24 protein-coding genes are annotated in these 24,960 nt (G+C 63.8%); 12 read left to right on the forward strand and 12 right to left on the reverse strand.

The annotated features are described in order from the left end of the window. Positions 1-3: 3 nt before the first annotated feature. From GGR17_RS09755 to GGR17_RS09790, 8 genes are all read right to left on the reverse strand, one after another. Positions 4-2,412 carry a GcvT family protein gene (locus tag GGR17_RS09755; protein WP_054538824.1) on the reverse strand — a complete coding sequence of 803 codons (2,409 nt, stop codon included), beginning with the start codon at positions 2,410-2,412 and terminating at the stop codon, positions 4-6. 200 nt (positions 2,413-2,612) lie between these two features. Further along, positions 2,613-2,825 carry a hypothetical protein gene (locus GGR17_RS09760; protein WP_157445555.1) on the reverse strand — a complete coding sequence of 71 codons (213 nt, stop codon included), beginning with the start codon at positions 2,823-2,825 and terminating at the stop codon, positions 2,613-2,615. Positions 2,826-2,861: 36 nt separating this feature from the next. Further along, the gene (locus GGR17_RS09765) at positions 2,862-4,160 is read right to left on the reverse strand and encodes a branched-chain amino acid ABC transporter permease (RefSeq protein WP_054538825.1); all 1,299 of its coding nucleotides are present in this window, start codon (positions 4,158-4,160) and stop codon (positions 2,862-2,864) included. Further along, the gene (locus GGR17_RS09770; protein WP_054538826.1) at positions 4,157-5,167 is read right to left on the reverse strand and encodes a branched-chain amino acid ABC transporter permease; all 1,011 of its coding nucleotides are present in this window, start codon (positions 5,165-5,167) and stop codon (positions 4,157-4,159) included. Before GGR17_RS09770 ends, GGR17_RS09765 begins: the two co-directional genes overlap by 4 nt. A gap of 3 nt (positions 5,168-5,170) precedes the next feature. Continuing rightward, positions 5,171-5,881: an ABC transporter ATP-binding protein gene (locus GGR17_RS09775; protein ID WP_054540381.1), complete on the reverse strand. Its 711-nt coding sequence runs from the start codon at positions 5,879-5,881 to the stop codon at positions 5,171-5,173. Positions 5,882-5,968: 87 nt separating this feature from the next. After that, positions 5,969-6,754, reverse strand: a complete 786-nt coding sequence (locus GGR17_RS09780; protein ID WP_037206555.1) for an ABC transporter ATP-binding protein — start codon at positions 6,752-6,754, stop codon at positions 5,969-5,971. A gap of 90 nt (positions 6,755-6,844) precedes the next feature. Continuing rightward, on the reverse strand, positions 6,845-8,041 hold the full coding sequence (locus GGR17_RS09785; RefSeq protein ID WP_054538827.1) for an ABC transporter substrate-binding protein: 1,197 nt from the start codon (positions 8,039-8,041) through the stop codon (positions 6,845-6,847). A 130-nt stretch (positions 8,042-8,171) separates the two neighbouring features. Further along, the gene (locus tag GGR17_RS09790) at positions 8,172-9,089 is read right to left on the reverse strand and encodes a GlxA family transcriptional regulator (protein WP_369817422.1); all 918 of its coding nucleotides are present in this window, start codon (positions 9,087-9,089) and stop codon (positions 8,172-8,174) included. A 272-nt stretch (positions 9,090-9,361) separates the two neighbouring features. Between GGR17_RS09790 and GGR17_RS09795 the strand changes: the two genes are divergently transcribed. Continuing rightward, complete coding sequence (locus GGR17_RS09795) at positions 9,362-10,729, forward strand: class II 3-deoxy-7-phosphoheptulonate synthase (RefSeq protein WP_054540382.1); 1,368 nt, start codon at positions 9,362-9,364, stop codon at positions 10,727-10,729. Positions 10,730-10,732: 3 nt separating this feature from the next. On the opposite strand, the gene GGR17_RS09800 is transcribed toward GGR17_RS09795, so the two are convergent. Beyond that, positions 10,733-11,416, reverse strand: a complete 684-nt coding sequence (locus tag GGR17_RS09800) for a PAS domain-containing protein (protein WP_054538828.1) — start codon at positions 11,414-11,416, stop codon at positions 10,733-10,735. A gap of 138 nt (positions 11,417-11,554) precedes the next feature. Between GGR17_RS09800 and GGR17_RS09805 the strand changes: the two genes are divergently transcribed. From GGR17_RS09805 to GGR17_RS09815, 3 genes are read left to right on the forward strand one after another with little or no spacing between them, the layout of a single operon-like run. Next, on the forward strand, positions 11,555-12,445 hold the full coding sequence (locus GGR17_RS09805) for a YicC/YloC family endoribonuclease (RefSeq protein WP_054538829.1): 891 nt from the start codon (positions 11,555-11,557) through the stop codon (positions 12,443-12,445). Between the two features lie 3 nt (positions 12,446-12,448). Continuing rightward, a complete protein-coding gene (gene gmk, locus GGR17_RS09810) occupies positions 12,449-13,090 on the forward strand; it encodes a guanylate kinase (RefSeq protein WP_054538830.1) in 642 nt (213 codons plus the stop codon). Continuing rightward, the gene (locus GGR17_RS09815; protein WP_054538831.1) at positions 13,087-13,617 is read left to right on the forward strand and encodes a gamma carbonic anhydrase family protein; all 531 of its coding nucleotides are present in this window, start codon (positions 13,087-13,089) and stop codon (positions 13,615-13,617) included. The genes gmk and GGR17_RS09815 overlap by 4 nt, the downstream gene beginning before the upstream one ends. A 9-nt stretch (positions 13,618-13,626) precedes the next feature. On the opposite strand, the gene GGR17_RS09820 is transcribed toward GGR17_RS09815, so the two are convergent. Continuing rightward, complete coding sequence (locus GGR17_RS09820) at positions 13,627-14,004, reverse strand: hypothetical protein (RefSeq protein WP_054538832.1); 378 nt, start codon at positions 14,002-14,004, stop codon at positions 13,627-13,629. A gap of 226 nt (positions 14,005-14,230) precedes the next feature. On the opposite strand from GGR17_RS09820, the gene GGR17_RS09825 reads away from it, so the two are divergent. The 8 genes from GGR17_RS09825 to GGR17_RS09860 all read left to right on the forward strand — a co-directional run bounded on the left by GGR17_RS09825 (position 14,231) and on the right by GGR17_RS09860 (position 22,842). Then, positions 14,231-15,271 (forward strand): ATP-binding protein, encoded by a 1,041-nt coding sequence (locus GGR17_RS09825; RefSeq protein WP_054538833.1) that lies wholly within the window; start codon positions 14,231-14,233, stop codon positions 15,269-15,271. Positions 15,272-15,441: 170 nt separating this feature from the next. Next, entirely contained in the window at positions 15,442-16,473 is a 1,032-nt protein-coding gene (locus GGR17_RS09830) for a substrate-binding domain-containing protein (RefSeq protein WP_054538834.1), read from the forward strand. A gap of 87 nt (positions 16,474-16,560) precedes the next feature. After that, complete coding sequence (gene pstC / locus GGR17_RS09835; protein WP_054538835.1) at positions 16,561-18,030, forward strand: phosphate ABC transporter permease subunit PstC; 1,470 nt, start codon at positions 16,561-16,563, stop codon at positions 18,028-18,030. Continuing rightward, positions 18,027-19,385 (forward strand): phosphate ABC transporter permease PstA, encoded by a 1,359-nt coding sequence (pstA, locus tag GGR17_RS09840; RefSeq protein ID WP_054538836.1) that lies wholly within the window; start codon positions 18,027-18,029, stop codon positions 19,383-19,385. The genes pstC and pstA overlap by 4 nt, the downstream gene beginning before the upstream one ends. A 13-nt stretch (positions 19,386-19,398) precedes the next feature. Further along, positions 19,399-20,196: a phosphate ABC transporter ATP-binding protein PstB gene (gene pstB, locus GGR17_RS09845; RefSeq protein WP_054538837.1), complete on the forward strand. Its 798-nt coding sequence runs from the start codon at positions 19,399-19,401 to the stop codon at positions 20,194-20,196. A 13-nt stretch (positions 20,197-20,209) separates the two neighbouring features. Next, positions 20,210-20,935: a phosphate signaling complex protein PhoU gene (phoU, locus tag GGR17_RS09850; protein ID WP_054538838.1), complete on the forward strand. Its 726-nt coding sequence runs from the start codon at positions 20,210-20,212 to the stop codon at positions 20,933-20,935. Then, the gene (gene phoB / locus GGR17_RS09855; RefSeq protein ID WP_037206529.1) at positions 20,932-21,624 is read left to right on the forward strand and encodes a phosphate regulon transcriptional regulator PhoB; all 693 of its coding nucleotides are present in this window, start codon (positions 20,932-20,934) and stop codon (positions 21,622-21,624) included. The genes phoU and phoB overlap by 4 nt, the downstream gene beginning before the upstream one ends. A gap of 465 nt (positions 21,625-22,089) precedes the next feature. Then, on the forward strand, positions 22,090-22,842 hold the full coding sequence (locus GGR17_RS09860; protein WP_054538839.1) for a LuxR family transcriptional regulator: 753 nt from the start codon (positions 22,090-22,092) through the stop codon (positions 22,840-22,842). Positions 22,843-23,135: 293 nt separating this feature from the next. On the opposite strand, the gene tsf is transcribed toward GGR17_RS09860, so the two are convergent. Together tsf and rpsB are read right to left on the reverse strand one after the other, a co-directional pair. Beyond that, complete coding sequence (gene tsf, locus GGR17_RS09865; RefSeq protein WP_054538840.1) at positions 23,136-24,011, reverse strand: translation elongation factor Ts; 876 nt, start codon at positions 24,009-24,011, stop codon at positions 23,136-23,138. A gap of 82 nt (positions 24,012-24,093) precedes the next feature. Continuing rightward, complete coding sequence (gene rpsB / locus GGR17_RS09870; RefSeq protein ID WP_037206607.1) at positions 24,094-24,882, reverse strand: 30S ribosomal protein S2; 789 nt, start codon at positions 24,880-24,882, stop codon at positions 24,094-24,096. Positions 24,883-24,960: the final 78 nt, after the last annotated feature.

The raw sequence follows: 24,960 nt of genomic DNA on the forward strand, positions 1-24,960 counted from the left end.
GGCTCAGCCCCGCATGCGGGTGTCGCCCGCGTCGAACAGTTGTTCGGTGATCAGCCGGGCAGGGCGGCGCTGGCCCAGAATCTCGATCTCCACCGATAGCCCGTCCTGCGCCAGATCGGCGGGGATCAGCCCTTGCGCGATGGATTTTTGCGCCCAGTGCGAATAGCCGCCCGAGGTGCAGAAGCCGCGCACCGCGCCATCGATCCAGATCGGTTCATGGGCGATGACATCGGCATCCTCGGCGTCCACCTCGAAGGCGCAAAGCCGGCGGGCCGGGCCCTTCTGCCGCTCGGCCTCGGCGGCGGCGCGGCCGATGAAATCGTCGGGCTTGCCGAAGGCGATGAACCGGTCCAGCCCGGTTTCGGCGGCGGTGTAGTCGGGCGAGAACTCGCGCAGCCATGCGCCGAAGAACTTGTCGAGCCGCAGGCTCATCATCGCCCGCATCCCGAAGGGGCGCAGGCCCAGATCCTGCCCGGCGGCCCAGAGCACGGCCCAAAGCGCGCGCTGGCTGATCGGGTCGCAGTAGATCTCATAGCCCAGATCGCCGGTATAGCTCAGCCGCTGGACCACGCAATCGGCCATGCCCACGACCATCGGCTGCACATCCATGAACCGCATCGCCGCCACATCGGCGCGGGTGCAGCGCGCCAGAAGCTCGGCCGCCTTCGGCCCGGCGATCTGAAACCCGGTGCGCGTGTCAGAGACGTTTTCAACCTGCACATCGCCCTGTAGGTTCTGCAAGAACCAGCGCAGATGATAGGCTTGCGACCCGTAAGAGGCGGTCAGGTTGAACGCGCCCTCGCGCAGGCAGGACACGGTGAAATCGCCGATCAGCTTGCCCTTGGGCGACAGCATCGGCGTCAGCGCCACGCGGCCCGGCGCGGGGATGCGGCCGGCCATGATCCGGTTCAGCCAGGCGCGGGCGTCCGTGCCCGTGACCTTGAACTTGCCGAAGTTCTGCAGCTCGTTGATGCCCACGCCATTGCGCACGGCCATCACCTCGCGCGCGGTGGCGGCGAAGGCGTTGGAGCGGCGGAAACTCGGGGTTTCATAACGCGGTTCATCGCCCTCGGCGAAATAGTTCACCACCTCCAGCCCGAATTGCTGGCCCCAGACCGCGCCCATGCCATCGAAAATGTCATACATCGGCGTGGTCTTGAACGGGCGCGCGGCGGGCAGTTCCTGATTGGGATAGGTCACGGAAAACCGGTTCTGGTAATTCTCGATCACCTTGGGGCGGGTATAGCCCGGCGTGATCCAGTTTCCGAACCGCGCACAATCGAGCGCGAAGCTGTTCTGCGCCGGTTCGCCCTCGATCATCCATTGCGCCAGCGTCAGGCCGACGCCGCCGCCCTGGCTGAACCCCGCCATCACCGCGCAGGCCGACCAATAGTTGCGCACCCCCGGCACCGGCCCGACCAACGGGTTGCCATCGGGGGCAAAGGTGAAGGGGCCGTTGATCACGGTTTTCACGCCCGCGCGTTCCAGCACCGGAAAACGGCGATAGGCGAATTCGATGCTTGCCTCGACCTTGTCGAGCTTGTCTGGCAACAGCTCATGCCCGAACTCCCAGGGGGTGCCGTCCACTGCCCATGGCTCGCAGGGTTTTTCGTAAAAGCCGATGCACAGGCCACGGCCTTCCTGGCGCAGATAGCTTTCGCCGCCCGGGTCGATCACATGCGGAAACTCGGTGCCGCGCTCATAGATCTCGGGGATCTCGTCTGTCACCAGATACTGATGCTCCATCGGGTGCAGCGGGAAATAGATGCCCGCCATCGCGCCAACCTCGCGCGCCCACAGGCCGGCGGCGTTGACCAGATGCTCGGCGATCACGGTGCCCTTTTCGGTGACGACTTCCCAGGTGCCATCGGTCCGTTGGTTGGTTTCGAGCACCCGGTTGTGCAGCACGATCTCGGCCCCGCCCATTCTTGCGGCGCGGGCATAGGCGTGGGTGGTGCCGGACGGGTCCAGATGCCCGTCGAGCGGGTCGTAAAGCCCGCCCAGAATACCGTCGATATTGACCAGCTCGGCCCTTTCCTTGATCTCGTCGGGGCCAAGGATTTCGGTGTCCAGCCCCATGTAGCGATGCTTGGCGCGCTCGGCCTTGAGCATGTCGAACCGTTCGGGCGTGTCGGCCAGGGTGATGCCGCCCACATGATGCAGGCCGCAATTCATGCCGGTGATCTGCTCCAGCTCCTTGTAGAGCCCGATCGTATAGCCCTGCAGCGCGGCCATGTTGGTATCGCCGTTCAGCGTGTGAAACCCGCCCGCCGCGTGCCAGGTGGAACCGCTCGTCAGTTCCGACCGCTCGATCAGCATGACGTCGGACCAGCCGAGCTTGGTCAGATGGTAAAGCACCGAACAGCCGACAACGCCGCCGCCGATGACGCAGACCTGGGTATGGGTTTTCATGGGGCCCTCATGGCTTGCAACATGGGGCCAGCGTGGCGGCGAGGGGCCGGGGCGGCAAGGCCAAAGGCGACATGATATGTCGCATCCGGGCAGGGGGGAGTTTTCTCGGTCTCTATCGCGGATTGGACGATATTCTGTTAATCTTAGTTAATGAAATATTAACGGCGCAATCTCAGGCGCTCATTGTGCATTGATGAGGACTAGGTGAAAATACATATTCTGGCGATTGTCATCGCCTTGGCTTCGGGACTGTCGATATCGGCAGGAGGCATGCAAACCACGCCGGTTTCATCCGCCCCATCCCTTCTGGACAGAATACAGGATTTGCGGCCCGATACGCTTTTCAACGCCGCATGCTGCAAGGTCTGCAGCAAGGGCAAGGCCTGTGGTAACAGCTGCATCAGCCGCGACAAGGCCTGTCGTGTCGGGCCGGGCTGCGCCTGTAACGGTTAGCGTTCAGGGATCAGCCCGCGCGGGCTGAACCGCAGCACCACAAGCAGCACCACCCCCATGGTCAGCAGCCGCATATGCGCCACGCTGTCCATCAGATGCGCCTTCAGCGCCGAACCGTCGGCCATGGGAGAGGTGATCAGCGCCATCAGCCACTGGCCCAGCGGTTCCACCTGCACCCACAGGAACCAGATCAGGAACCCGCCCAGCACCGCGCCCCAGTTGTTGCCCGATCCGCCGACGATCACCATCACCCAGATCAGGAAGGTAAAGCGCAGCGGCTGATAGGTGCCGGGTGTCAGCTGCCCGTCGAGCGTGGTCATCATCGCCCCGGCAATCCCGCAGATGGCCGAGCCCAGGATGAAGATCTGCAGATGCCGCGCCTTGACGTCCTTGCCCATCGCCTCGGCGGCGACCTCATTGTCGCGGATGGCGCGCATCATCCGGCCCCATGGCGAATTCAGCGCCTTCTCGCTCAGCCAGATCAGCGCCAGCAGAACGGCGGTGAACAGCAGCGCATAGCACAGCTTGACCACCACCGACGACGCGGTAACCGGATCGGCGCCGAACCGCGCCGCGGTCTGCAGAAACGCGGCGCTGCCTTGCAGGTCGATCTCATAGGGCACGGGGCGGGGCAGGCCGATCACGTTCTTCACCCCGCGCGCCAGCCAATCCTCGTTCTTCAGCACGGCGATCACGATCTCGGATATCCCCAGCGTGGCGATGGCCAGATAATCCGACCGCAGGCCAAGCGCCGTCTTGCCGATGATCCACGCCGCGCCGGCGGCCAGCAGCCCGCCCACCGGCCAGCTCAGCAACACCGGCAGGCCCAGCCCGCCAAGATAGCCGGTGCTGGCAGGGTTCACCGCCTCGATCGCGGCAACGCCGGGATCCAGCAGCCAGCGGTAGACGAAGAAGCCGGCGACCAGCCAGCACACCAGCGCCAGGCTGCGCACCCGGCCTTTCGCCAGCCGCTTCCAGATCGCCACCGCGCCGATGATCACCGCCGCACCCACCGCCAGCGCCAGCACCACCCGCGCGCCGCCGGCGGCCCATGCGGCCCCCACCGGCGCGGCCGACGTCAGCACGACCCCGAGCCCGCCCAGCGCGACAAAGCCCATGATGCCCACGTTGAACAGGCCCGCATAGCCCCATTGCATGTTCACGCCCAGGGCCATCACGGCTGAAATCAGGCCCATGTTCAGAATGGTCAGCGCCGCGTTCCAGCTTTGCACGAAGCCGGTGCCGATGATCAGCGCCGCCACGACGGCGAACAGAAATGCATCCCGTTTCGTCATACCGATTTCCCCCGGAAAAGCCCCGTCGGCCGGAACAGAAGCACGATGACCAGAATGGCAAAGGACACCGCGAATTTGTAATCGGTGGACAGAAGCTGCACCAACCCGTCGGGCGCCATGCTTTCAGGCAGCAGATAGGTCAGCACCTTCTTGAACGCATAGGTCACCGTCACCTCCGAATAGGCGATCACGAACCCGCCCGCGATGGCGCCGACCGGGCTGCCCAGCCCGCCGACGATGGCCGAGGCGAAAATCGGCAGCAGAAGCTGGAAATAGGTAAAGGGCTTGAAGCTCTTGTCCAGCCCGTACAGCACCCCGGCAATGGTCGCCAGCGCGGCGACGATGACCCAGGTGATGGTCACGACCCGCTCGGGGTTGATGCCCGACAACAGCGCCAGATCCTCATTGTCGGAAAACGCGCGCATCGATTTGCCGGTGCGCGTCCTGTTGAGAAACCAGAACAGCAGCGCCACCACGATCACCGCCGTGATCACCGTGATGCCCTGCGTGGTGCGGATGGCCAGCCCCTCTGCCAGCCCGGTCATCTGCTTGAAATCACGCGCGCTGATGATGAACCGCGCCCCGTCGGCAAAGCGCTGATCGTCCGGGCCGATGATGATCCGGGTCAGCCCGTTCATGATGAACATGATCCCGATCGACACGATCAGAAAGATCACCGGCGCCGCCTTCTGGCGCCGGTAGAAACGATAGATCATCCGGTCCGTCCCCAGCAGCAGCAGCGCGGTCACCGCGATCCCCGCCGGCAGCGCCAGAAGCGCGGTCGGCAGCGGCCCCAGCGACACACCCGCCCCCTGCAGCGCCCAGGTCACCAGAATGGTGACCATGGTGCCAAAGGCCATCGTGTCGCCATGGGCGAAATTGGAAAACCGCAGAACCGCATAGATCAGCGTAACCCCGAGCGCTCCTAGCGCCAGCTGCGCGCCATAGGCGGTGGCGGGGATCAGAACGAAATTGGCAAGCGCCACCAGGGCGTTGAGAAAATCCATCGCCTATCCTCCCAGAAACGTGCGCCGGACCTCGGGATCGGCCAGCAGCGCCTTTCCGGTATCCGTGAACGCATTCGCGCCCTGCACCAGAACATAGCCCCGGTCGGCGATCTCCAGCGCCTGCCGGGCGTTCTGTTCGACCATCAGGATGGAAATTCCGGTCCGGGCCACCTCGATGATCCGGTCGAACAGCTCATCCATCACGATGGGTGAAACCCCCGCGGTCGGCTCGTCCAGCATCAGCAGCCTGGGCCCGGTCATCAGCGCCCGGCCCACCGCCACCTGCTGGCGCTGCCCCCCCGACAGTTCGCCCGCCGGCTGCCGCCGCTTGTCACGCAGGATGGGAAACAGATCATAGACCTGCTCGATCGTCCCCGAAATATCATCGCGTCGCAGAAAGCCGCCCATCTCCAGATTCTCCTCGACCGTCATCGAGGTGAAGATGTTGTTGGTCTGCGGCACGAACCCCATCCCCTTGGCCACACGGGCCTGCGGCGACAGCGCGGTGATATCCTCGCCATCCAGCCGCACCGATCCGGTATGGATCGACAGCATCCCGAACACCGCCTTCATCGCGGTGGACTTGCCGGCGCCATTCGGCCCGACGATCACCGCGATCTGCCCCTTTTCCACCGAAAGGGTGCAGCCGTGCAGAATATCCGCGCCGCCATAGCCGCCGGTCATGTTCTCGCCAATCAGAAAGGGCTCAGCCATGGGCCCTCCGCGCAGCATTGCTCTTCATCTTTCCCCAAATATCCCCGCCGGAGGCATCCGGCCGCGCCATCCGGCACATCCGCCCGGTCATTGCGCCGCCGCTTTCATCTTGTTCTTCAGCCCGGTGCCCAGATAGGCCTCGATCACCGCCTCGTTCTGCATGATCTCCGTGGCCGAACCCTGTGCCAGAACCTTGCCCTCGGCCATCACGATCACCGGGTCGCAGAGCCGGGCGATGAAATCCATGTCATGCTCGATCAGGCAGAAGGTATAGCCGCGCTCCTTGTTCAGCCGCAGGATGGCATCGCCGATCGTGTTCAGAAGGGTGCGGTTCACGCCCGCGCCAACCTCATCCAGAAACACGACCCGCGCGTCCACCATCATCGTACGGCCCAGCTCCAGCAGCTTCTTCTGGCCGCCAGACAGGTTGCCCGCCTTTTCCTCGGCCAGATGGTCGATGGTCAGAAAGGCCAGCACCTCATCCGCCTTTTGCGCCAGCGCGCGCTCTTGCGCGGCCACCGCGCCGCGCCGGAACCAGGCGTTCCACAGGCCTTCGCCGGATTGGCCGCCGGGCACCATCATCAGGTTTTCGCGTACCGTCATCGATGAAAACTCGTGCGCGATCTGGAAGGTGCGCAGCAGCCCCTTGTGAAACAGCGCGTGCGGCGGCAGGCCGGTGATATCCTCGCCCGCCATCGTCACGCTGCCTGACGTTGGTGGAAGAACGCCGGCGATCACATTGAACAGGGTCGATTTTCCGGCACCGTTCGGGCCGATCAGCCCGGTGATCGAGCCTTCTTCGATCTCGATCGAAGCGCCGTCAACGGCGCGAAACCCGCCGAAGTGCTTGTGTATGTCCCGGGCGATGATCATCCCCAGCCCCCTCGGGCCTTTTGGCCCTTCTTGTTTATGGAAACAGCCCGGGGCCGGGCCCCAGGCTGTTTCGGGTTTCAGAATGCGCGCTTACCGGTAAGCCACGGTTTCGATCTTGCCGCCCTTGATTTCGATCTCTTTATAGCTGCCGGCGGATTCGCCGGGCCCGATCAGCTCGACGGCGGTGGCGCCCACATAGTCGATCTCGCCCCCCTCGGCGAGGATCTTCAGCGCCTTGGCCAGCTCGCCGGGATAGATCGGCTCGCCGGGGGCGTTGGCCACGTCGAACACCTTGCCCTTGTAATCGGCGGGCTCGGCCGATCCGGCCGCCTGCATCGCCAGCATGATCAGCGCGGCGGCGTCATAGCTTTCGCCGACATAGGGCGAGTTGCCGGTAAAGCCGGCGGCCTCGGCCATTTCCAGCATCATGCCGGCGCCTTCGCTGTCGGTGCCGGGCAGGGTGCCGAAGGACCCGTCGATCTCGTCGCCGAAGGTGGTTTCCAGGGCGGCGCCGATCATCCCGTCGGGCAGCACGAACGTCTCGAACGCACCGGTATCCAGCGCGGCGCGAATGATGCCCGGGCCGCCCTGATCGACGTAGCCGGCGACCACAAGCGCATCACCCCCGGCCGAGGCCAGCGCGCCCACTTCGGCAGAGTAATCGGCCTTGCCGTCTTCATGCGCGGTGCTCAGCGTGACGCTGCCGCCGGCCGCCTTGAACGCCGCCTCGAAACTGTCGGCCAGGCCCTTGCCATAGTCGTTGTTGGTATAGCTGAGCGCGACCGTGGTGATGCCGCGTTCGACCAGCACATCGGCCAGAACCTGGCCCTGGCGCGCGTCTGAGGGCGAGGTGCGGAAGAACAGGCCGTTGTCTTCGGCGGCGCTGAGCGCGGGCGAGGTTGCCGAGGGAGAGATCATCACGATGCCGTTGGGCACCGCCACATTGGCCAGCACCGCGCCGGTGACGCCGGAACAATCCGCGCCCATGATGCCCTTCACCCCGTCCGAGGTGATCAGCCGTTCGGCGCCTGCGGTCGCGGCGGCGGCGTCGACACAGGTGCTGTCGGCGCGCACCGGCGTTACCGTGGCCCCGCCCAGCAGCGCGCCGGAGTCAGACACTTCCTTCATCGCCAGCTCGGCGCTTGCCGCCATCAGCGGCGTCAGCGATTCGATGGGGCCGGTGAAGCCCAGAATGATCCCCAGCTTGACCTCGTTGGAATGGGATGCCGCCAGCGCGGCAGTCGCCGTGACCGCCGAAAGGGCCGTGCCCAAAAGCAGTTTCTTCATGTGTCTTCACTCCCGTATTGGAACCGTCTCCGGTGAAAAATCGTAAAGGGCGTATCTGAAAAAGAAAAGCGCGCCCATGCGGCAGGACGTCGGGGAAGGGCGGTATTTTCCACACAGCGGCCACGGGTGCCTAAATCGAGAGCCGCGTGGCCTGGCTGCCACGTTCGCGATAGGGGGTCGTGTTGTAATGGGCCCGGTAGCATTTGGAGAAATGCGAGGGCGAGGCGAAGCCGCAGGCCAGCGCCACGTTGATCACGCTCATATCCGTCTGCATCAGCAGGTTGCGCGCCTTTTGCAGCCGCAGTTCCATGTAATAGCGCTTGGGCGAGCGGTTGAGATAGCGGCGGAACAGCCGTTCGAGCTGCCGGGTGCTCAGGCCCACGTCATGGGCCAGGATCGCGGGCGAAATCGGCTCTTCGAGGTTCTGCTCCATGATCTGGATCACCTGGCTGAGCTTGGGATGGCGCACGCCGATGCGCGTCGGGATCGACAGGCGCTGGGTGTCCTGGTCGGTGCGGATCGACGAATAGATAAGCTGATCGGCCACCGCATTGGCCAGTTCCTCGCCATGGTCATCGGCCACCATTTTCAGAACCAGGTCGATCGAAGAGGTGCCGCCGGCCGTCGACATCCGGTTGCCGTCGATCACGAAGACCGATTTGGTCAGGCTGACATCCTCGAACGCCTCGGTGAAACTGTCCTGATTCTCCCAATGGATCGTGGCGCGCTTTCCATCCAGCAGCCCCGCCTTCGCCATCGTGTAAGAGGCAGTGCACAGCCCGCCGATGGTCAGGCCCCGCCGGGCCTCGCGCCGCAGCCAGTTCAGCAGGCGCTTGGTGGTCGCCGCCTGCACGTCTGTGCCACCACAGAGCAGGATGACGTCCTCGCGGTTCAGCTCGTCCAGATCCATGTCGAGCTTGAAGGACGCGCCGTTGGAGCAGGTGGCGAAATCGCCGCCTTCGCCCGCCAGCACCCAGCGGTAAAGCTCTTTGCCCGACATGCGGTTGGCTATTCTCAGCGGTTCGATCGCGCAGGCGAAACTGAGCATGGTGAACTGGTCCAGCAGAACGAAAACAAAGGTGCGCGGGCGGGCGATTTCGCCTTCCACGTCAATCAGGAACTCCTCGCTCAACCGATCTGCCACCAGACACTCCCTGCGGTGCAACACACCAGCGAAAGCAGGTTTGGCCCCGGCAATCAAGCCATCGCGGGAAAAACCCGCCGATCGGCGGGTTTGGCCGCGCGGAATTTGCGGTGGCGCGCGCGGGCCCGAATGCCTATAAGAACGCGCGCGAAACCGCAGTTTTTGGAGCAATGACGATGACCAAGTGGCAAAAATCTGACTGGCGCAACAAGCCCCGGGTTCAGATGCCCGAGTATACGGACAAGGCAGCGCTGGAGGCCGTGGAGGCCCGGCTCGCCCAGTATCCGCCGCTGGTCTTTGCCGGCGAGGCCCGCAAGCTGAAGGAAAAGCTGGCCGCGGCGTCGAAGGGCGAGGCGTTTCTGCTGCAGGGCGGGGATTGCGCCGAAAGCTTTGCCGAGTTTTCGGCCGTGACCATCCGCGACACGTTCAAGGTGCTGCTGCAGATGGCCATCGTGCTGACCTATGGCGCCAAGGTGCCGGTGGTCAAGGTGGGCCGGATGGCCGGGCAGTTCGCCAAGCCGAGGTCGGCCCCGACCGAGATCGTGAACGGCGTCGAGCTGCCGTCCTACCGCGGCGACATCATCAACGGCTTCGAGTTCACCGAAGCCGCCCGCACGCCCGATCCCAACCGGATGCTGGAGGCCTATACCCAGGCGGCGGCGTCGCTGAACCTGCTGCGCGCGTTTTCCAAGGGTGGCTATGCCGATATCCATCGGGTGCACAGCTGGACTCTGGGCTTCACCGATCGTGAAGAAGCCGAGAAATACCGCGAAATGGCCAGCCGCATATCGGACACGCTGGATTTCATGTCTGCCGCCGGGATCAACTCCGAAACCGCGAGCACCATGGCGACGGTGGATTTCTTCACCTCGCACGAGGCGCTGCTGCTGGAATATGAAGAGGCGCTGGCCCGCGTGGACAGCACCACCGGCACCATGATCGCGGGCTCCGGCCACATGATTTGGATCGGCGACCGCACGCGCCAGCCCGACGGCGCGCATGTGGAGTTCGCCCGTGGTGTGCAGAACCCGATCGGCCTGAAATGCGGCCCGTCGATGACGGCCGATGACCTGAAGCTGCTGACCGACAAGCTGAACCCCGAGAACGAGCCGGGCCGTCTGACCCTGATCGCGCGGTTCGGCGCCGGCAAGGTGGGCGAGCATCTGCCGCGGCTGATCCGCGCGGTGCGCGAGACCGGCGCCAACGTGCTTTGGACCTGCGATCCGATGCATGGCAACACGATCAAGTCGGCGACCGGCTACAAGACCCGGCCGTTCGACAACGTGTTGCGCGAGGTGCAGGAGTTCTTCGCCGTGCACAAGGCCGAGGGCACCATCCCCGGTGGCGTGCATTTCGAGATGACGGGCAAGGACGTGACCGAATGCACCGGCGGCGTGCGCGCCGTGACCGAAGAGGACCTGTCGGATCGGTATCACACCGCCTGCGACCCGCGCCTCAATGCCACCCAGGCGCTGGAATTGGCGTTTCTGGTGGCCGAAGAGCTTGGCGACCGCCGCCAGGAGACGCGGCGCGCGGTGCTCTGACCGTCAGTCGCCGGATCTGACAAGCCGAAGGGCCGGGCGACTGTCGCGCGGCCCTTTGTCTTTGGTGGCGGGCGGTTGCGGCGCAAAGCTTGCGGGCCATTCGGAAAACCCCGTGGCGGGCGCGGGCGCGGGGGCGACGAAGCCGGGCAGGGGTGGCAACGGCTTCACGCGGGCCGCGTCGATGCGCAGCCGGCAGGGCGCGCGGCCGGCGCCGCCCTCCGTTACCAGACAGCCCAGCGCCCGGCCTATGGCGCCGGTTTCACTGCGCAGCGGCAACAGCAGCATGGTGCCGTAAAGCCCGTGCGCGCCTTCGCCCGACAGGGTCAGGCGCAGGGTCTGCGGCCCGTCGAACAGCCCCTGCACATGGGCGGCCAGCGCGGGCCGGGCCGCAGCGGTGAAAAGCGCCGAAAGCGGCATGCCGCTGACCTCCATCCCCATCAGGCCGGCCAGATGCGATCCGGCGACGCGGAACCGGACGATGCCCGGCGCCACCCGTTCCAGGATGAACACATGATCCAGCGCGCGTTCCAGGCCGCGCGGATCCACCTCGGCCCGGTCGGGCAGCACGCGCCCGGCACGCAGACCTTCCCAATAGGCCTCGACCTCATTGACAAGCGGAAAGCGCATGGTCCCCCGATACTCCGACAGGGCAATCACCTTTGCCCCTTTGCCAAACAGCCGTCTCACCGCGCACCTCTTGCCAGACATCCCGAATGCGGGCGCCGTTGTCGCTGCGTCGGCCGATGTGTTAACGCTAGGACGACACGGTTACCCAAGTCTTAACATGGCATGAAATGCCGGATACCGAGGGACAAAAGAAAACAGATGGTTAACTCTATGACCGGGTTCGCTGCGGCGACCGGGGGGCAGGGCCCGTATCGCTGGGCGTGGGAATTGCGCAGTGTCAACGCCAAGGGGCTGGACCTGCGGCTGCGGGTGCCCGACTGGATCGGCGGGCTGGAACAGGGCGCGCGCGCCGAACTGGCCCGGCGGATCAAGCGGGGCAACATCAGCCTGAACCTGCGCCTGACGCGCGAGGCGGGCGATATGCCTTTTCAGGTGGATTCCGACATGCTGCACGCCATGCTGGCGGCGCTGAAGCAGGTGGAACGGGCGGCGAAAGAGCAGAACCTGCCGCTGCGCCCGGCCTCGGTGGCCGAGGTGATGGGGATGCGCGGCGTGCTGCAGACCGGGCCCGCCGACGAAGATACCGGGCCGCTTCTGAAGGCGCTGCTGGGCGAGCTGCCGGCGCTGATCGAGGCTTTCGACGAGATGCGCGCGGGCGAGGGCGCGTCGCTGGCCGCGGTGCTGCATGATCAGCTTGGTGCCATCGAGGCGCTGATCGCCGACGCGATGCGCGAGGCGGATGCACGCCAGGGCCAGATGGCTGTTTCCCTGCGCAGCAACCTGGCGCGCGTGATGGATCACAGCGAGGGGGCCGACGAGGCCCGCGTGGCCCAGGAACTGGCGCTGATCGCGGTCAAGGCAGACATCCGCGAAGAGCTGGACCGGCTGGAAGCGCATGTGCTGGCGGCGCGCGATCTGTTGCGGGCCGAGGGGCCGATCGGCCGCAAGCTCGACTTCCTGATGCAGGAATTCAACCGCGAGGCCAACACCCTGTGTTCCAAGTCGCAGTCCACCGCGCTGACCCGGATCGGCCTTGACCTCAAGGCCACCATAGATCAGATGCGCGAGCAAGTTCAGAACGTGGAGTAGAACATGGCCGACCGGCGCGGGCTTCTAATCATCCTGTCCTCGCCCTCCGGCGCGGGCAAATCCACGCTGGCAAAGCGGCTGCGCGTCTGGGATCCGGCGATCCGCTTTTCGGTCTCGGCCACCACGCGGCCGCCCCGGCCGGGCGAGGTGGAGGGCAGGGATTATCATTTCATCAGCGAGCCCGAGTTCAAGCGCGCGGTGGCGGAGGGCGAGATGCTGGAACATGCCCATGTGTTCGGCAACTTCTACGGCTCGCCCCGCGCCGCGGTGCAGGACGCGATAGACGCCGGGCAGGATGTGCTGTTCGACATCGACTGGCAGGGCGCGCAGCAGATCCGCAACTCGGCGCTGGGGCGGCACACGCTGTCGATCTTCCTGCTGCCGCCCTCGATCACCGAGCTGCGCCGGCGCCTGGAAAGCCGCGGCCAGGATACCGCGGAAACGATCGCCAAGCGGATGCAGCGCAGCTGGGATGAAATCAGCCATTGGGACGGGTATGACTTCGTGCTGGTCAACGACGACCTTGACGAAACCGAGGAACGTCTGAAAACCATAGTGACGGCGACACGCCTGCGCCGCAGCCAGCAGCCCGATCTGCTGGATCACGTGCGCCGGCTTCAAATGGAGTTCGAAGAGAACCAATGACGCTTTACTCACTCGACGGATTCACCCCGGAGCTTCCCCCCGATGGCGATTGCTGGATCGCGCCCGATGCCAATCTGATCGGCAAGGTCGTTATCGGCAACGGCGCCTCTGTGTGGTTCGGCTGCACGTTGCGCGGCGACAACGAGACGATCACGGTGGGCGATGGCAGCAACGTTCAGGAAAGCACCGTCTGCCACACCGATATCGGCTATCCGCTGACCATCGGGCGCGACTGCACGATCGGGCACCGGGCGATGCTGCACGGCTGCATCATCGGCGACGAGACGCTGATCGGCATGGGGGCGACCATCCTCAACGGCGCGAAGATCGGCAAGAACTGCCTGATCGGGGCGGGGGCGCTGATCACCGAGGGCAAGGAGATTCCCGACGGATCGCTGGTGATGGGCGCGCCGGGCAAGGTGGTCCGGCAGCTCGACGAGGCCGCGATCGAAAAGCTGCGCAAATCGGCCCAGGGCTATCAGGCGAACATGCGCCGGTTTCATCAGGGGCTTCAGCCCGTCCGCTAGAGCGCCCGCTCAGTGCCCGGCGCAGGTGATCACCTCGACATCGAGGCCGGGGCAGATCTGGCGCAGTTCGCGGCGGATGATCTCGGGGCGCGGCACGCGCGGCGCCACCACCAGATAAGTGCCGCGATAGTCCGCCAGGTGCAGTTGCAGCGCCAGGTCCATCGCATCGAAATGTTCTGCCACCAGCGGCGAGACGATACATGACGTGCCGGGCGCGCAGGCCAGCCCGGCGTGCAACAGCGTATAGGGCAGGGGCTCTAGCCGCGCTGTCGCGTCCGGCAGGGGCCAGCGCGGCACATCGCTGGTGGGCATGCCGATGACCAGCGCCAGCGTCGCGCCGGCCGGAGCCTCGCGGGGCTGGATGTGGATTTGAGGATGTTGCTTCAAAACTCAGGCTCGAATCACTTGGCAGGGCAATCAGATGGGCGAAGGCGGGGCGTCGACGGAAATGTTAGACAGATTTTTTCGGAAATCCAAAACATCTCTGCAGGTTTAGGTTGTAAATTCAAATCCGGCGCATCTCTGCCGCGCCCGCTGCTTGCCGATCCGCATTTACAAAACCGGACCGCTGGACAAGTGTTGCGCCAAACGCAGCAGGCCCGGAAAACACCACATGTCCCCCGATACGCTTCAGAACGTCCTTGCGGCGGTCCCCTTGCCCCTTGTCCTGATTTCCCAGAGCGAGCGGGTCGAAATGATGAACGCCCGCGCCGAGGAGATGTTCGGCAACAGCGGCATCGGGCGGCAGTATATCACCGTGCTGCGCCATCCCGCGCTCCTGGATTGCGTCGAGGAAACGCTGCGGCTGCGGCAGCAGCGCCGCAGCCGCTTTCTGACCACCGACATGTCGCGCGAGGCCAGCTATGACGTCACCACCAGCCCGGTGGAACTGGATGGCTGGCATGGCGTGCTGGTCTGTTTCGAGGATGTCACCGCGCGCGAGCAGGCCGAACAGATCCGCCGCGATTTCGTGGCGAATGTCAGCCACGAGCTGAAGACCCCGCTGACCGCGCTGCTGGGCTTTATCGAAACGCTGAAGGGCCCGGCCCGCGATGATGCGAAGGCGCGGGAGCGCTTTCTCAACATCATGGGGCGCGAGGCGGAGCGGATGAACCGGCTGGTGCGCGATCTGCTGTCGCTCAGCCGGGTGGAAAGCGAAGAGCGGATGCGCCCGTCGGAGCGGGTCGATGTGGTGGCGCTGGTCAATTCCTCGGTGATGACGCTGCGCGCGATGGCGGCAGAAGCGAATGTGGCGCTGGACGTCACCGGCCATAACGCGCCGGTCTTCGTGCTCGGCGATGCCGATCAGCTTGTGCAGGTCTTCACCAACCTGATCGAGAACGGCATCAAATACCGCGGCGCCGATGGCCGCGTCACGGTCAAGATCACCTATTCCGAACGGGAGCTTGCGTTCCGCGGCCCCGGTGTGCGGATCGACGTCATAGACCGCGGCGAGGGCTTTGATCCGGTTCATATTCCGCGACTCACCGAACGGTTCTACCGTGTCGATGACCACCGGTCGCGCGAAATGGGCGGAACCGGGCTTGGGCTGGCCATCGTCAAGCATATCGTCACGCGTCATCGCGGCCGGTTCCGCATCGACAGCACCCCGGGCGAGGGCAGCCGCTTTTCGGTCATGTTGCCAGTTGCTTAACGGCGCCCAAAAACCCTCGACAACTGAGGCGATTTGTCTAGATTTTCCCGATACCGCGCCTTGTCATAAAATCGTTACCAAACTGTCACAAAACCATAGCCACGGGGCAATACCACGCGCTCTGAGGTCGCTGCTGACTGCGACCGACACCAAGACATCAGGAGCTCTACATGTCCTTTGTGAAACTGACCGCCTCCACGCTGGCGATCGCTGCCGTTTCCGCAACCGCCGCCGCTGCACGTGACAACGTGCAGATCGCCGGTTCCTCGACGGTTCTGCCTTACGCCTCCATCGTTGCCGAAGCCTTCGGCGAGAACTTCGACTTCCCGACCCCGGTCGTGGAATCGGGCGGTTCCTCGGCTGGCCTGAAGCGCTTCTGCGAAGGCGTCGGCGAGAACACCATCGACATCGCCAACGCATCGCGCAAAATCCGCGACAAAGAGATCACGGCCTGTGCCGAAGCCGGCGTGACCGATATCATCGAAGTGCGCATCGGCTATGACGGCATCGTCTTCGCCTCCGACATCAATGGCAACTCGTTCGAGTTCACCCCCTCCGACTGGTACCTGGCGCTGGCCGCCGAGATCCCGGTTGATGGCGCCATGGTGCCGAACCAGAACGTGTCCTGGTCGACCGTGAACGCCGAGTTCCCCAAGCAGGACATCATGGCCTTCATCCCCGGCACCAAGCACGGTACCCGTGAAGTGTTCGAGGAAAAGGTTCTGCTGCAGGGCTGTGAAGACAGCGGCGCGATGGAAGCCATCCTGAAGATCAACGGCGGCGACGAAGATGCGGCTGAAGAAGCCTGCATGAGCGTTCGCACCGATGGCCGCTCGGTCGACATCGACGGCGACTACACCGAGACCCTGGCCCGCATCGACGCCAACAAGGACGGCATCGGCGTGTTCGGTCTGGCCTTCTACGAGAACAACACCGACAAGCTGCAGGTCGCAACCATGTCCGGCGTCGTTCCCTCGACCGAGAGCATCTCGACCGGCGAATACCCGGTGTCGCGCCCGCTGTACTTCTACATCAAGAAGGCCCACATCGGCGTGATCCCCGGCGTCAAGGAATATGCCGAGTTCTTCGTCTCTGACGAGATCGCCGGCCCCGACGGCCCGCTGGCTGCCTATGGTCTGGTTTCGGACCCCGAGCTTTCCGCCATCCAGGCGGCCGTGGCTGCCGAAACGACCATGAACTAAGGCGTATCCTCGCCTGACGGGCGGCGCGTATCCCGCGCCGCTCGGACTTCCCTTTTTAAGACCTTTACCCAAACGAATGAGGGGCTGATGCCTGTCCTCTGGATTGTCTTGATCGTGCTCGCGCTTGGCGGGGTGGGCTATATGCTCGGACGGCGGCGCGCGATGGCGTCGGCGGATGGCGATGTGCGCCATCTGCACTCGCTTCCCACCTATTACGGTTCCAATGTCGCGCTGCTGACGATCGCGCCGGCGCTTTTGTTCATGGGGCTGTGGCTGCTGATGCAGCCGATCCTGATCGAGCGCCAGATCATCGGGCTGATCCCCGAGAGCGCCATTGCCGAAGGATCCTCGCGCAGCCTGGTGATGAGCGACGTGCGCCGCGTGGCCGAAGGGCTCGACACGGCCGTGGCCCAGGGCGCGATGACCCCCGATCAGGCCGACAGCATCCGCACCGAATTCACCGATGTGCGCGAGCGGCTGGGCCGGGTCGGTGTGGCGCTCGGCTCCAACGTCCGCCCCGAGGTTCTGCGCGCTGCGCAACACTATCGCGGGCTTCAGGCGCGCTATTCCGCCATCATGACGGTGCTGGTGCTTGCGGTCGCGGTGGTGGGGTTCGGCTATTCCTATCTGCAGACGACCAAGGATTTCCGCGCACGCAACGTGGTCGAGACCGGCATCAAATCCCTGCTGATCCTCGCCTCGACCATCGCGATCCTGACGACGGTGGGCATCATCCTGTCGATGCTGTTCGAAACGCGCAACTTCTTCTCGCAATATTCCTGGACGAACTTCTTCTTCGGCACCACCTGGAGCCCGAGCTTCAGCGGTCGGGGCGGGGCCTCGCAGCTGGGGATCCTGCCGCTGCTCTGGGGCACACTCTATATCTCTGTCGTGGCCTTGCTGGTGGCGGTTCCGATCGGGCTTTTCGCCGCGATCTACATGTCTGAATATGCCGGGCCGAAAATGCGTGCCATCGCCAAGCCGCTGATCGAGATCCTGGCCGGCATCCCCACCATCGTCTACGGCCTGTTCGCGCTGATCACCGTGGGCCCGATGCTGCGCGACTATTTCGCGCAGCCGCTGGGGCTGGGCGAAAGCTCCGCCTCGGTGATGACCGCGGGCGTGGTGATGGGCATCATGCTGATCCCCTTTGTCTCGTCGCTGTCGGATGACATCATCAACGCGGTGCCGCAATCGATGCGCGACGGCTCGCTCGGCCTGGGGGCCACCAAATCCGAGACCATCCGCCAGGTGGTGATCCCCGCGGCGCTGCCCGGTGTCGTCGGCGCCATCCTGCTGGCTGCATCGCGCGCCATCGGCGAAACCATGATCGTGGTGCTGGGGGCAGGGGCCGCGGCCCGGATCAGCCTGAACCCGTTCGAGGCGATGACGACCGTTACCGTGAAGATCGTCAGCCAGCTGACGGGTGACACCGATTTCGCCTCGCCGGAAACCCTCGTCGCCTTTGCCCTGGGCCTGACGCTGTTTGTCATCACCCTCGGGCTGAATGTCCTCGCGCTTTATATCGTGCGCAAATACCGGGAGCAGTATGAATGACCGACGCAACGGCAAATCCGGCCGCCGCCGCCGGCTCTCCGCGTCATGGATCGCTTCTGTCCCAGGATGCGCTGACCAAGAAACGCAACGCCGCCGAGACGCGCTTTCGCCTCTACGGTCTGGCTGCGGTCAGCGTGGGCATTCTGGCGCTGATCCTGTTGCTGGCCTCGATCCTGAACAACGGGCTCGGCTCGTTCCAGCAAACCTTCATCTCGCTGGATGTCGAGCTTCAGGAAGACAGGCTCGACAAGGCCGGCAACCGCAATATCGAGGATCTGAAAAAGGTCTCGACCTTCGGCTATGCGCCGCTGATCACCGCCGCGATGGCGGCGAAGATCGCCGAGACCGGGATTCAGATCGAAGGTCTGTCGGCCAAGGACGCGGGCAACATCATCTCCAAGGACGCGCCGGCGCAGCTGCGCGACTATGTTCTGGCGAATCCCGAAAAGATCGGCACCACGGTCAATTTCAAGGTGCTCGCCAATGGCCGGATCGACGGCTATTTCAAGGACCGCGTCACCATGGCCTCGGCCGAGCTGGACAGCAACGTAACGCCGCAGCAGCTGATGCTGGCGGATGCGCTGAAAGAGGACGGCGTGCTGATCAAGGGCTTCAACTGGGGCTTCATCACCAATCCCGACGCATCGGAAAACCGGCCCGAGGCCTCCGGCCTGGGCGTGGCGATCCTGGGCTCGCTTTACATGATGCTTGTGGTTCTGATCCTGGCCTTGCCGATCGGGGTGGCCGCTTCCATCTATCTGGAGGAGTTCGCGCCGAAGAACCGCTGGACCGACCTGATCGAGGTGAATATCTCGAACCTGGCCGCGGTGCCTTCGATCGTGTTCGGTATTCTTGGCCTGGCGATCTTCATCAACTTCGCCGGGCTTCCGCAATCCGCGCCGATCGTCGGCGGGCTGGTGCTGACGCTGATGACGCTGCCGACCATCATCATCTCGACCCGCGCATCGCTGAAATCGGTGCCGCCGTCGATCCGGGACGCGGCGCTGGGGGTAGGGGCCTCGAAGATGCAATCGGTGTTCCACCACGTGCTGCCGCTGGCCGCACCAGGCATTCTGACGGGCACCATCATCGGCCTGGCCCAGGCGCTTGGCGAAACCGCGCCGCTGCTGCTGATCGGGATGGTGGCCTTCGTGCGCGAATACCCCGGCGCGCCGCCCGAGGGCTTTTTCGACCCCGCATCGGCGCTGCCGGTGCAGGTATACAACTGGACCCAGCGGGCCGACCCGGCCTTTGTGGAACGCGCATCCGGCGCTATCATCGTCCTGCTGATCTTCCTTCTGTTCATGAACGCCGTCGCCATCATGCTGCGCCGCCGGTTCGAACGTCGCTGGTAAGGGAATAGCTGAAATGAACGACATGCGAATTGTGGAGAGAGAAGTGGAAACCAAGGCAGTGAAGATTTCCGCACGAAATTGTCAGGTCTATTATGGCGAAACCCACGCCATCAAGGATGTGAATATCGACATCGAAGACAAGACCGTGACTGCCTTCATCGGCCCCTCGGGCTGCGGCAAGTCCACCTTTCTGCGCTGTCTGAACCGGATGAACGACACGATCGATGTGGCACGCGTCGAGGGTGAGATCCTGCTGGACGGCGAGGATATCTACGACCCCAAGGTCGACCCGGTGCAGCTGCGCGCCAAGGTGGGCATGGTGTTCCAGAAGCCCAACCCGTTCCCCAAAACGATCTACGACAACGTCGCCTATGGCCCGCGCATCCACGGGCTGGCGGGCAACAAGGCCGATCTGGATGTGATCGTGGAAAAATCGCTCCGTCGTGGCGCGATCTGGGACGAGGTGAAAGACCGGCTGGATGCGCCGGGCACCGGCCTTTCCGGCGGCCAGCAGCAGCGCCTGTGCATCGCGCGCGCGGTGGCGACCGAACCCGAGGTTCTGCTGATGGACGAACCCTGTTCGGCGCTCGACCCGATCGCGACCGCCCAGGTTGAAGAGCTGATCGACGAGTTGCGCGAGCAATATTCGGTGGTTATCGTGACCCACTCGATGCAGCAGGCCGCGCGGGTCAGCCAGAAGACCGCCTTCTTCCATCTGGGCAACCTCGTGGAGTTCGGCGAGACCGGGCAGATTTTCACCAATCCGCAGGACCCGCGGACCGAGAGCTATATTACCGGCCGTATCGGCTAATTGGAAAAATATCATGCCAAATCAGGACAGTAAGCATATTGTGGCATCTTATGACCGCGATCTGGAGGCGATCCAGGCGCAGATCATGAAGATGGGTGGGCTGGTCGAGGCCGCGGTGCTGGACGCCGCCAAATCGCTGGAGCGCCGGGACGAGGAACTGGCCGAGCAGGTGCGCGCCGGTGACAAGGCCATCGACGAGCTTGAAGAACGCGTGAACGAGGAATGCGCCCGGCTTCTGGCGCTGCGGCAGCCGGCGGCGACGGATCTGCGCACGGTGCTGACCGTGATGAAGATCTCGGCCAATCTGGAACGGGTCGGCGACTATGCCAAGAACATGGCCAAGCGCACCTCGGTGCTGGTTCAGATGCAGCCCATCGACGGCGCGTCCGGCGCGATCCGGCGCATGGCGAAGGCCGTTGAGGGCATGATGAAGGATGCACTTGATTCCTACATCCAGCGCGACGTCGAACTGGCCCAGGATGTGCGGATGCGCGACCATGAGGTGGACCAGATGTACAATGCGCTGTTCCGCCAGTTCCTGACCTTCATGATGGAGGATCCGCGCAACATCACCGCCTGCATGCATCTGCATTTCATCGCCAAGAACATCGAGCGGATGGGCGACCACGTTACCTCGATTGCGGAACAGGTGATCTATCTGGCGACGGGTGAAATGCCCGAAGACACCCGGCCCAAGAGCGATCTGACATCCTTTGAGACGACAGAGGTCGAGGGATGACAAGCGCCGAGCAGCCCACGGTTCTGGTGGTCGAGGACGAACCGGCGCAGCGGGAGGTTCTGGCCTATAACCTGGAGGCCGAGGGGTTTTCGGTATCCAAGGCCGAGAATGGCGAAGAAGCGCTGTTGCTGGTGGATGAAGACGCGCCGGACATCATCGTTCTGGATTGGATGCTGCCCAATGTTTCGGGCATCGAAGTGTGTCGGCGCCTGAAATCGCGCGCCGACACGCGCGGCGTGCCGATCATCATGCTGTCGGCCCGGTCGGAAGAGGTGGACCGGGTGCGGGGGCTGGAAACCGGCGCGGACGACTATGTGGTCAAACCTTATTCGGTGGTCGAACTGATGGCGCGCGTGCGGGCGCAACTGCGCCGCACGCGGCCCGCGTCCGTTGGCGAACAGCTGGAGTTCGAGGACATCATGCTCGATGCCGAGACCCACAAGGTGTTCCGCAACGAAAAGCTGCTGAAGCTTGGCCCGACAGAGTTTCGTCTGCTGTCGACCTTCATGGAAAAGCCCGGCCGGGTCTGGAGCCGCGAGCAACTGCTCGACCGGGTCTGGGGGCGCGACATCTATGTCGACACGCGCACGGTGGATGTTCACATCGGACGCCTGCGCAAGGCGCTGTGCCAGTATGGCGGGCCGGATCCGGTCAGAACGGTGCGGGGCGCCGGATACGCATTGGGATAGCTCCGATAATCAGTATTATGTAAATATTCTACCAATGCGGACGTCATTTCGACCCCGGCGATACATCAGCATGCTCCGGTGTTCTGGCGGAACGCCCGGCGCGTATCCTGTGTTGAACATCCACGCTTGCCTGGCCCCGGATGCGCGGTGGCCGGCGGGTTTTGTTAACCTTTTTCTGGCGCTTCGGTTCATTTTGCGCCAGAAAACACATCTTGGCCCTAATTCACCTTCAGTTTTGGCCGGATAACTACGGGGAAAATGGCGCCGAATTTCCCCCATACGGCGCCGGAACCCTACTGGACATCGCAGATTATATTGTTGTTAACGATTAAAGACGGGGAAAAACAATGAGTTCTGACGTGAACTTTACCCATCGGGCATGGCCGCGAGTCGTCCTCACGCAGGAGCGATTCTCTTTGCATGCACTGTTGATTCGCCGACCTGAAGGCTCAACATGGTGCCACCATGAAGCTGGATGATCTCGAAGCGCTGCTCGACGCGGACACCGTTGAACAGGTCTGGGCGCATCTGACCGCCTTCATGGATGGCTACGGCTTCGACAGGCTGCTCTACGGCTACACCCGGTTCCGCACCGCGAATTCATTCGGTGACCCTCAGGATCTGTTGATCCTGTCCAATGCCGATGAGGTTTATGTCAACGGCTTCATCAATCAGGGGCTCTATTTCCATGCGCCGATGGTGCGTTGGGCGGCCGAGAACGTCGGGGCCTGTTCGTGGCGCTGGATTTCCGAGATGGCATTGCGCGACGGCATAACCGAGGCCGAGCGCAAGGTTCTGGATTTCAATGAGGCCCATGCTGTAACCTCCGGATATTCCATAAGTTTCAAGGATTCCTCCATCCGCTCCAAGGGCGCGCTCGGGCTGATCGCCCGCGCTGGCCTGACGCAGGATGATGTCGATGCGATCTGGGAAGAGCACGGCCGCAAGTTCATGGTGATCTGCAACGTCGCCCACATGAGGCTCACCTGCCTGCCCTATTCCGGCGCGCGGCGCAGCCTGACGCGGCGCCAGAAAGAGGCGCTGGAATGGGTCGGCGATGGCAAGACGACCCAGGACATCGCGCAAATCATGGGCCTGACGCCGGCAACGGTGGAAAAGCACCTGCGCCTTGCGCGCGAGGCGCTCAATGTCGAAACAACGGCGCAAGCGGTGCTCAAAGCGTCGTTTCAGAACCAGATTTTTGCTGTCGATGGCTGAGGCAGAAAGGCCGCAGGTAGGGAATCCCCTACTATGCTTACGGTACGTAAACGGTCAGTTTGCGAATGTTCCGTGAGTGGTGGCTTTGGCCTGGGAACTACGGGGTGGGGTGACGCGTAATTTCGCTGGTCATCTTCTCTGTCCGGGTAACCGGATCGTCGGTCCGCCGGTGTATAGTCCGCCGGTGGGGCCGACACTCAGATCGTGCCTTGTCCGCTTCCCCAAACGACGAGGCGCGATTTCATGGACGGTGCAGCCCCGCCCGGCTGCACCGTTTCATTTCTTGCCGAATGTCAGCCCTGAGCGGCCTTCGCCACTTCCGCAGCGAAATCTTCGGTTTCCTTCTCGATCCCCTCGCCCACTTCCAGGCGCACGAAACCGGTAACTTCAACGCCGGCTTCCGCCGCGGCCTGGGCCACGGTCAGATCGGGGTTGATCACGAAGGACTGGCCCAGAAGCGTGACCTCGGACAGGAACTTCTTCATCCGGCCTTCGATCATCTTCTCGATCACCTGCTCGGGCTTGCCGCTTTCGCGGGCCTGCTCGGTCAGGATGGCCTTTTCTCGCGCCACCAGCTCGGGGTCCAGATCCGCCTCGCCCAGCGAGGCCGGGTTCACTGCGGCCACATGCATGGCAACCTGGCGGCCGAAGGCCTCGTTGTCGCCCTTCAGCGCGACCAGCACGCCGATCTTGCCCATGCCCTCGGTCGCGGCATTGTGCACATAAGACACTACGGTCTCGCCTTCCAGCACGGCCATGCGGCGCAGCGACATGTTTTCACCGATGGTGGCGATCTTGGCGGTGATGACCTCTTCAACGGTCTTGCCGCCCAGATCGGCCGCTTTCAGCGCGTCCAGATCATCCACGGCCACAGCCGCGCCGGCGATCTTGCCGACCATCTCCTGGAACTCGGCATTCTTGCCGACGAAATCGGTCTCGGAATTCACCTCGACGGCGATGCCCTTGCCACCCTCGACCTTGACGGCCACCAGGCCCTCGGCGGCGGTGCGGCCGGATTTCTTGGCGGCTTTCGCCAGGCCCTTGGTGCGCAGCCAGTCGATGGCGGCTTCCATGTCGCCATCGGTTTCGGTCAGCGCTTTTTTCGCGTCCATCATGCCCGCGCCGGTCGTGTCGCGCAGCTCTTTCACCAGTGCAGCGGTGATTGCCATGTCGGCTCTCCTCGATAGAAGTCTTCGGGTTCCCGGACGCGGCCATACCCGCGCCCGGTATCAGTTCCGTGACAGAAGCGGCTTACGCTTCGGCCGGGGCCTGTTCTTCGGTGGCTTCTTCGGCCAGAAGCTCCTCGACAGGCGCTTCTTCCAGCGCGCCGAGGTCGACGCCGGCGGCATCCATCTGGGCGGTCATGCCGTCCAGCGCCGCGCGCGACACCAGATCGCAGTAAAGCGAGATGGCGCGGGCCGCGTCGTCATTGCCCGGAATGATGTAATCCACGCCATCGGGCGAACAGTTGGTATCGACCACGGCCACAACCGGAATACCCAGCTTCTTGGCTTCGGCGATCGCCAGATCCTCTTTCTTGACGTCGATGACGAACAGAAGATCGGGCACACCGCCCATTTCGCGGATCCCGCCCAGGCTGGCCTGCAGCTTGGCCTGCTCGCGCTCCATGCCAAGACGTTCTTTCTTGGTCAGGCCCTCGAAGCCGATTTCCATCTGCTCGTCGATCGCCTTCAGACGCTGGATCGACTGGGAAACGGTTTTCCAGTTGGTCAGCGTGCCGCCCAGCCAGCGGTGGTTCATGTAATATTGCGCGCATTTCTCGGCGGCTTCGGCCACCGGTTTCTGCGCCTGCCGCTTGGTGCCGACAAACAGGATGCGGCCATTCTTGGCCACGGTCTCGCGCACCACGTTCAGCGCGGCGTCCAGCATCGGAACCGTCTGCGTCAGGTCGATGATGTGAATGCCGTTGCGCTCGCCATAGATGAACTCGCCCATGCGGGGGTTCCAGCGTTGCGTCTGGTGGCCGTAGTGTACGCCAGCTTCAAGCAGCTGACGCATGGTGAAATCGGGAAGCGCCATGTCCATTTTCCTTTTCCGGTTTGCGCCTGAGCGGGGTTCTAAGGGCATATGCCCAACCGGCGGACCTTTGCGGGATGT

It is taken from the genome of Actibacterium naphthalenivorans (assembly GCF_014196965.1).
Lineage (GTDB): Bacteria > Pseudomonadota > Alphaproteobacteria > Rhodobacterales > Rhodobacteraceae > Actibacterium_A > Actibacterium_A naphthalenivorans.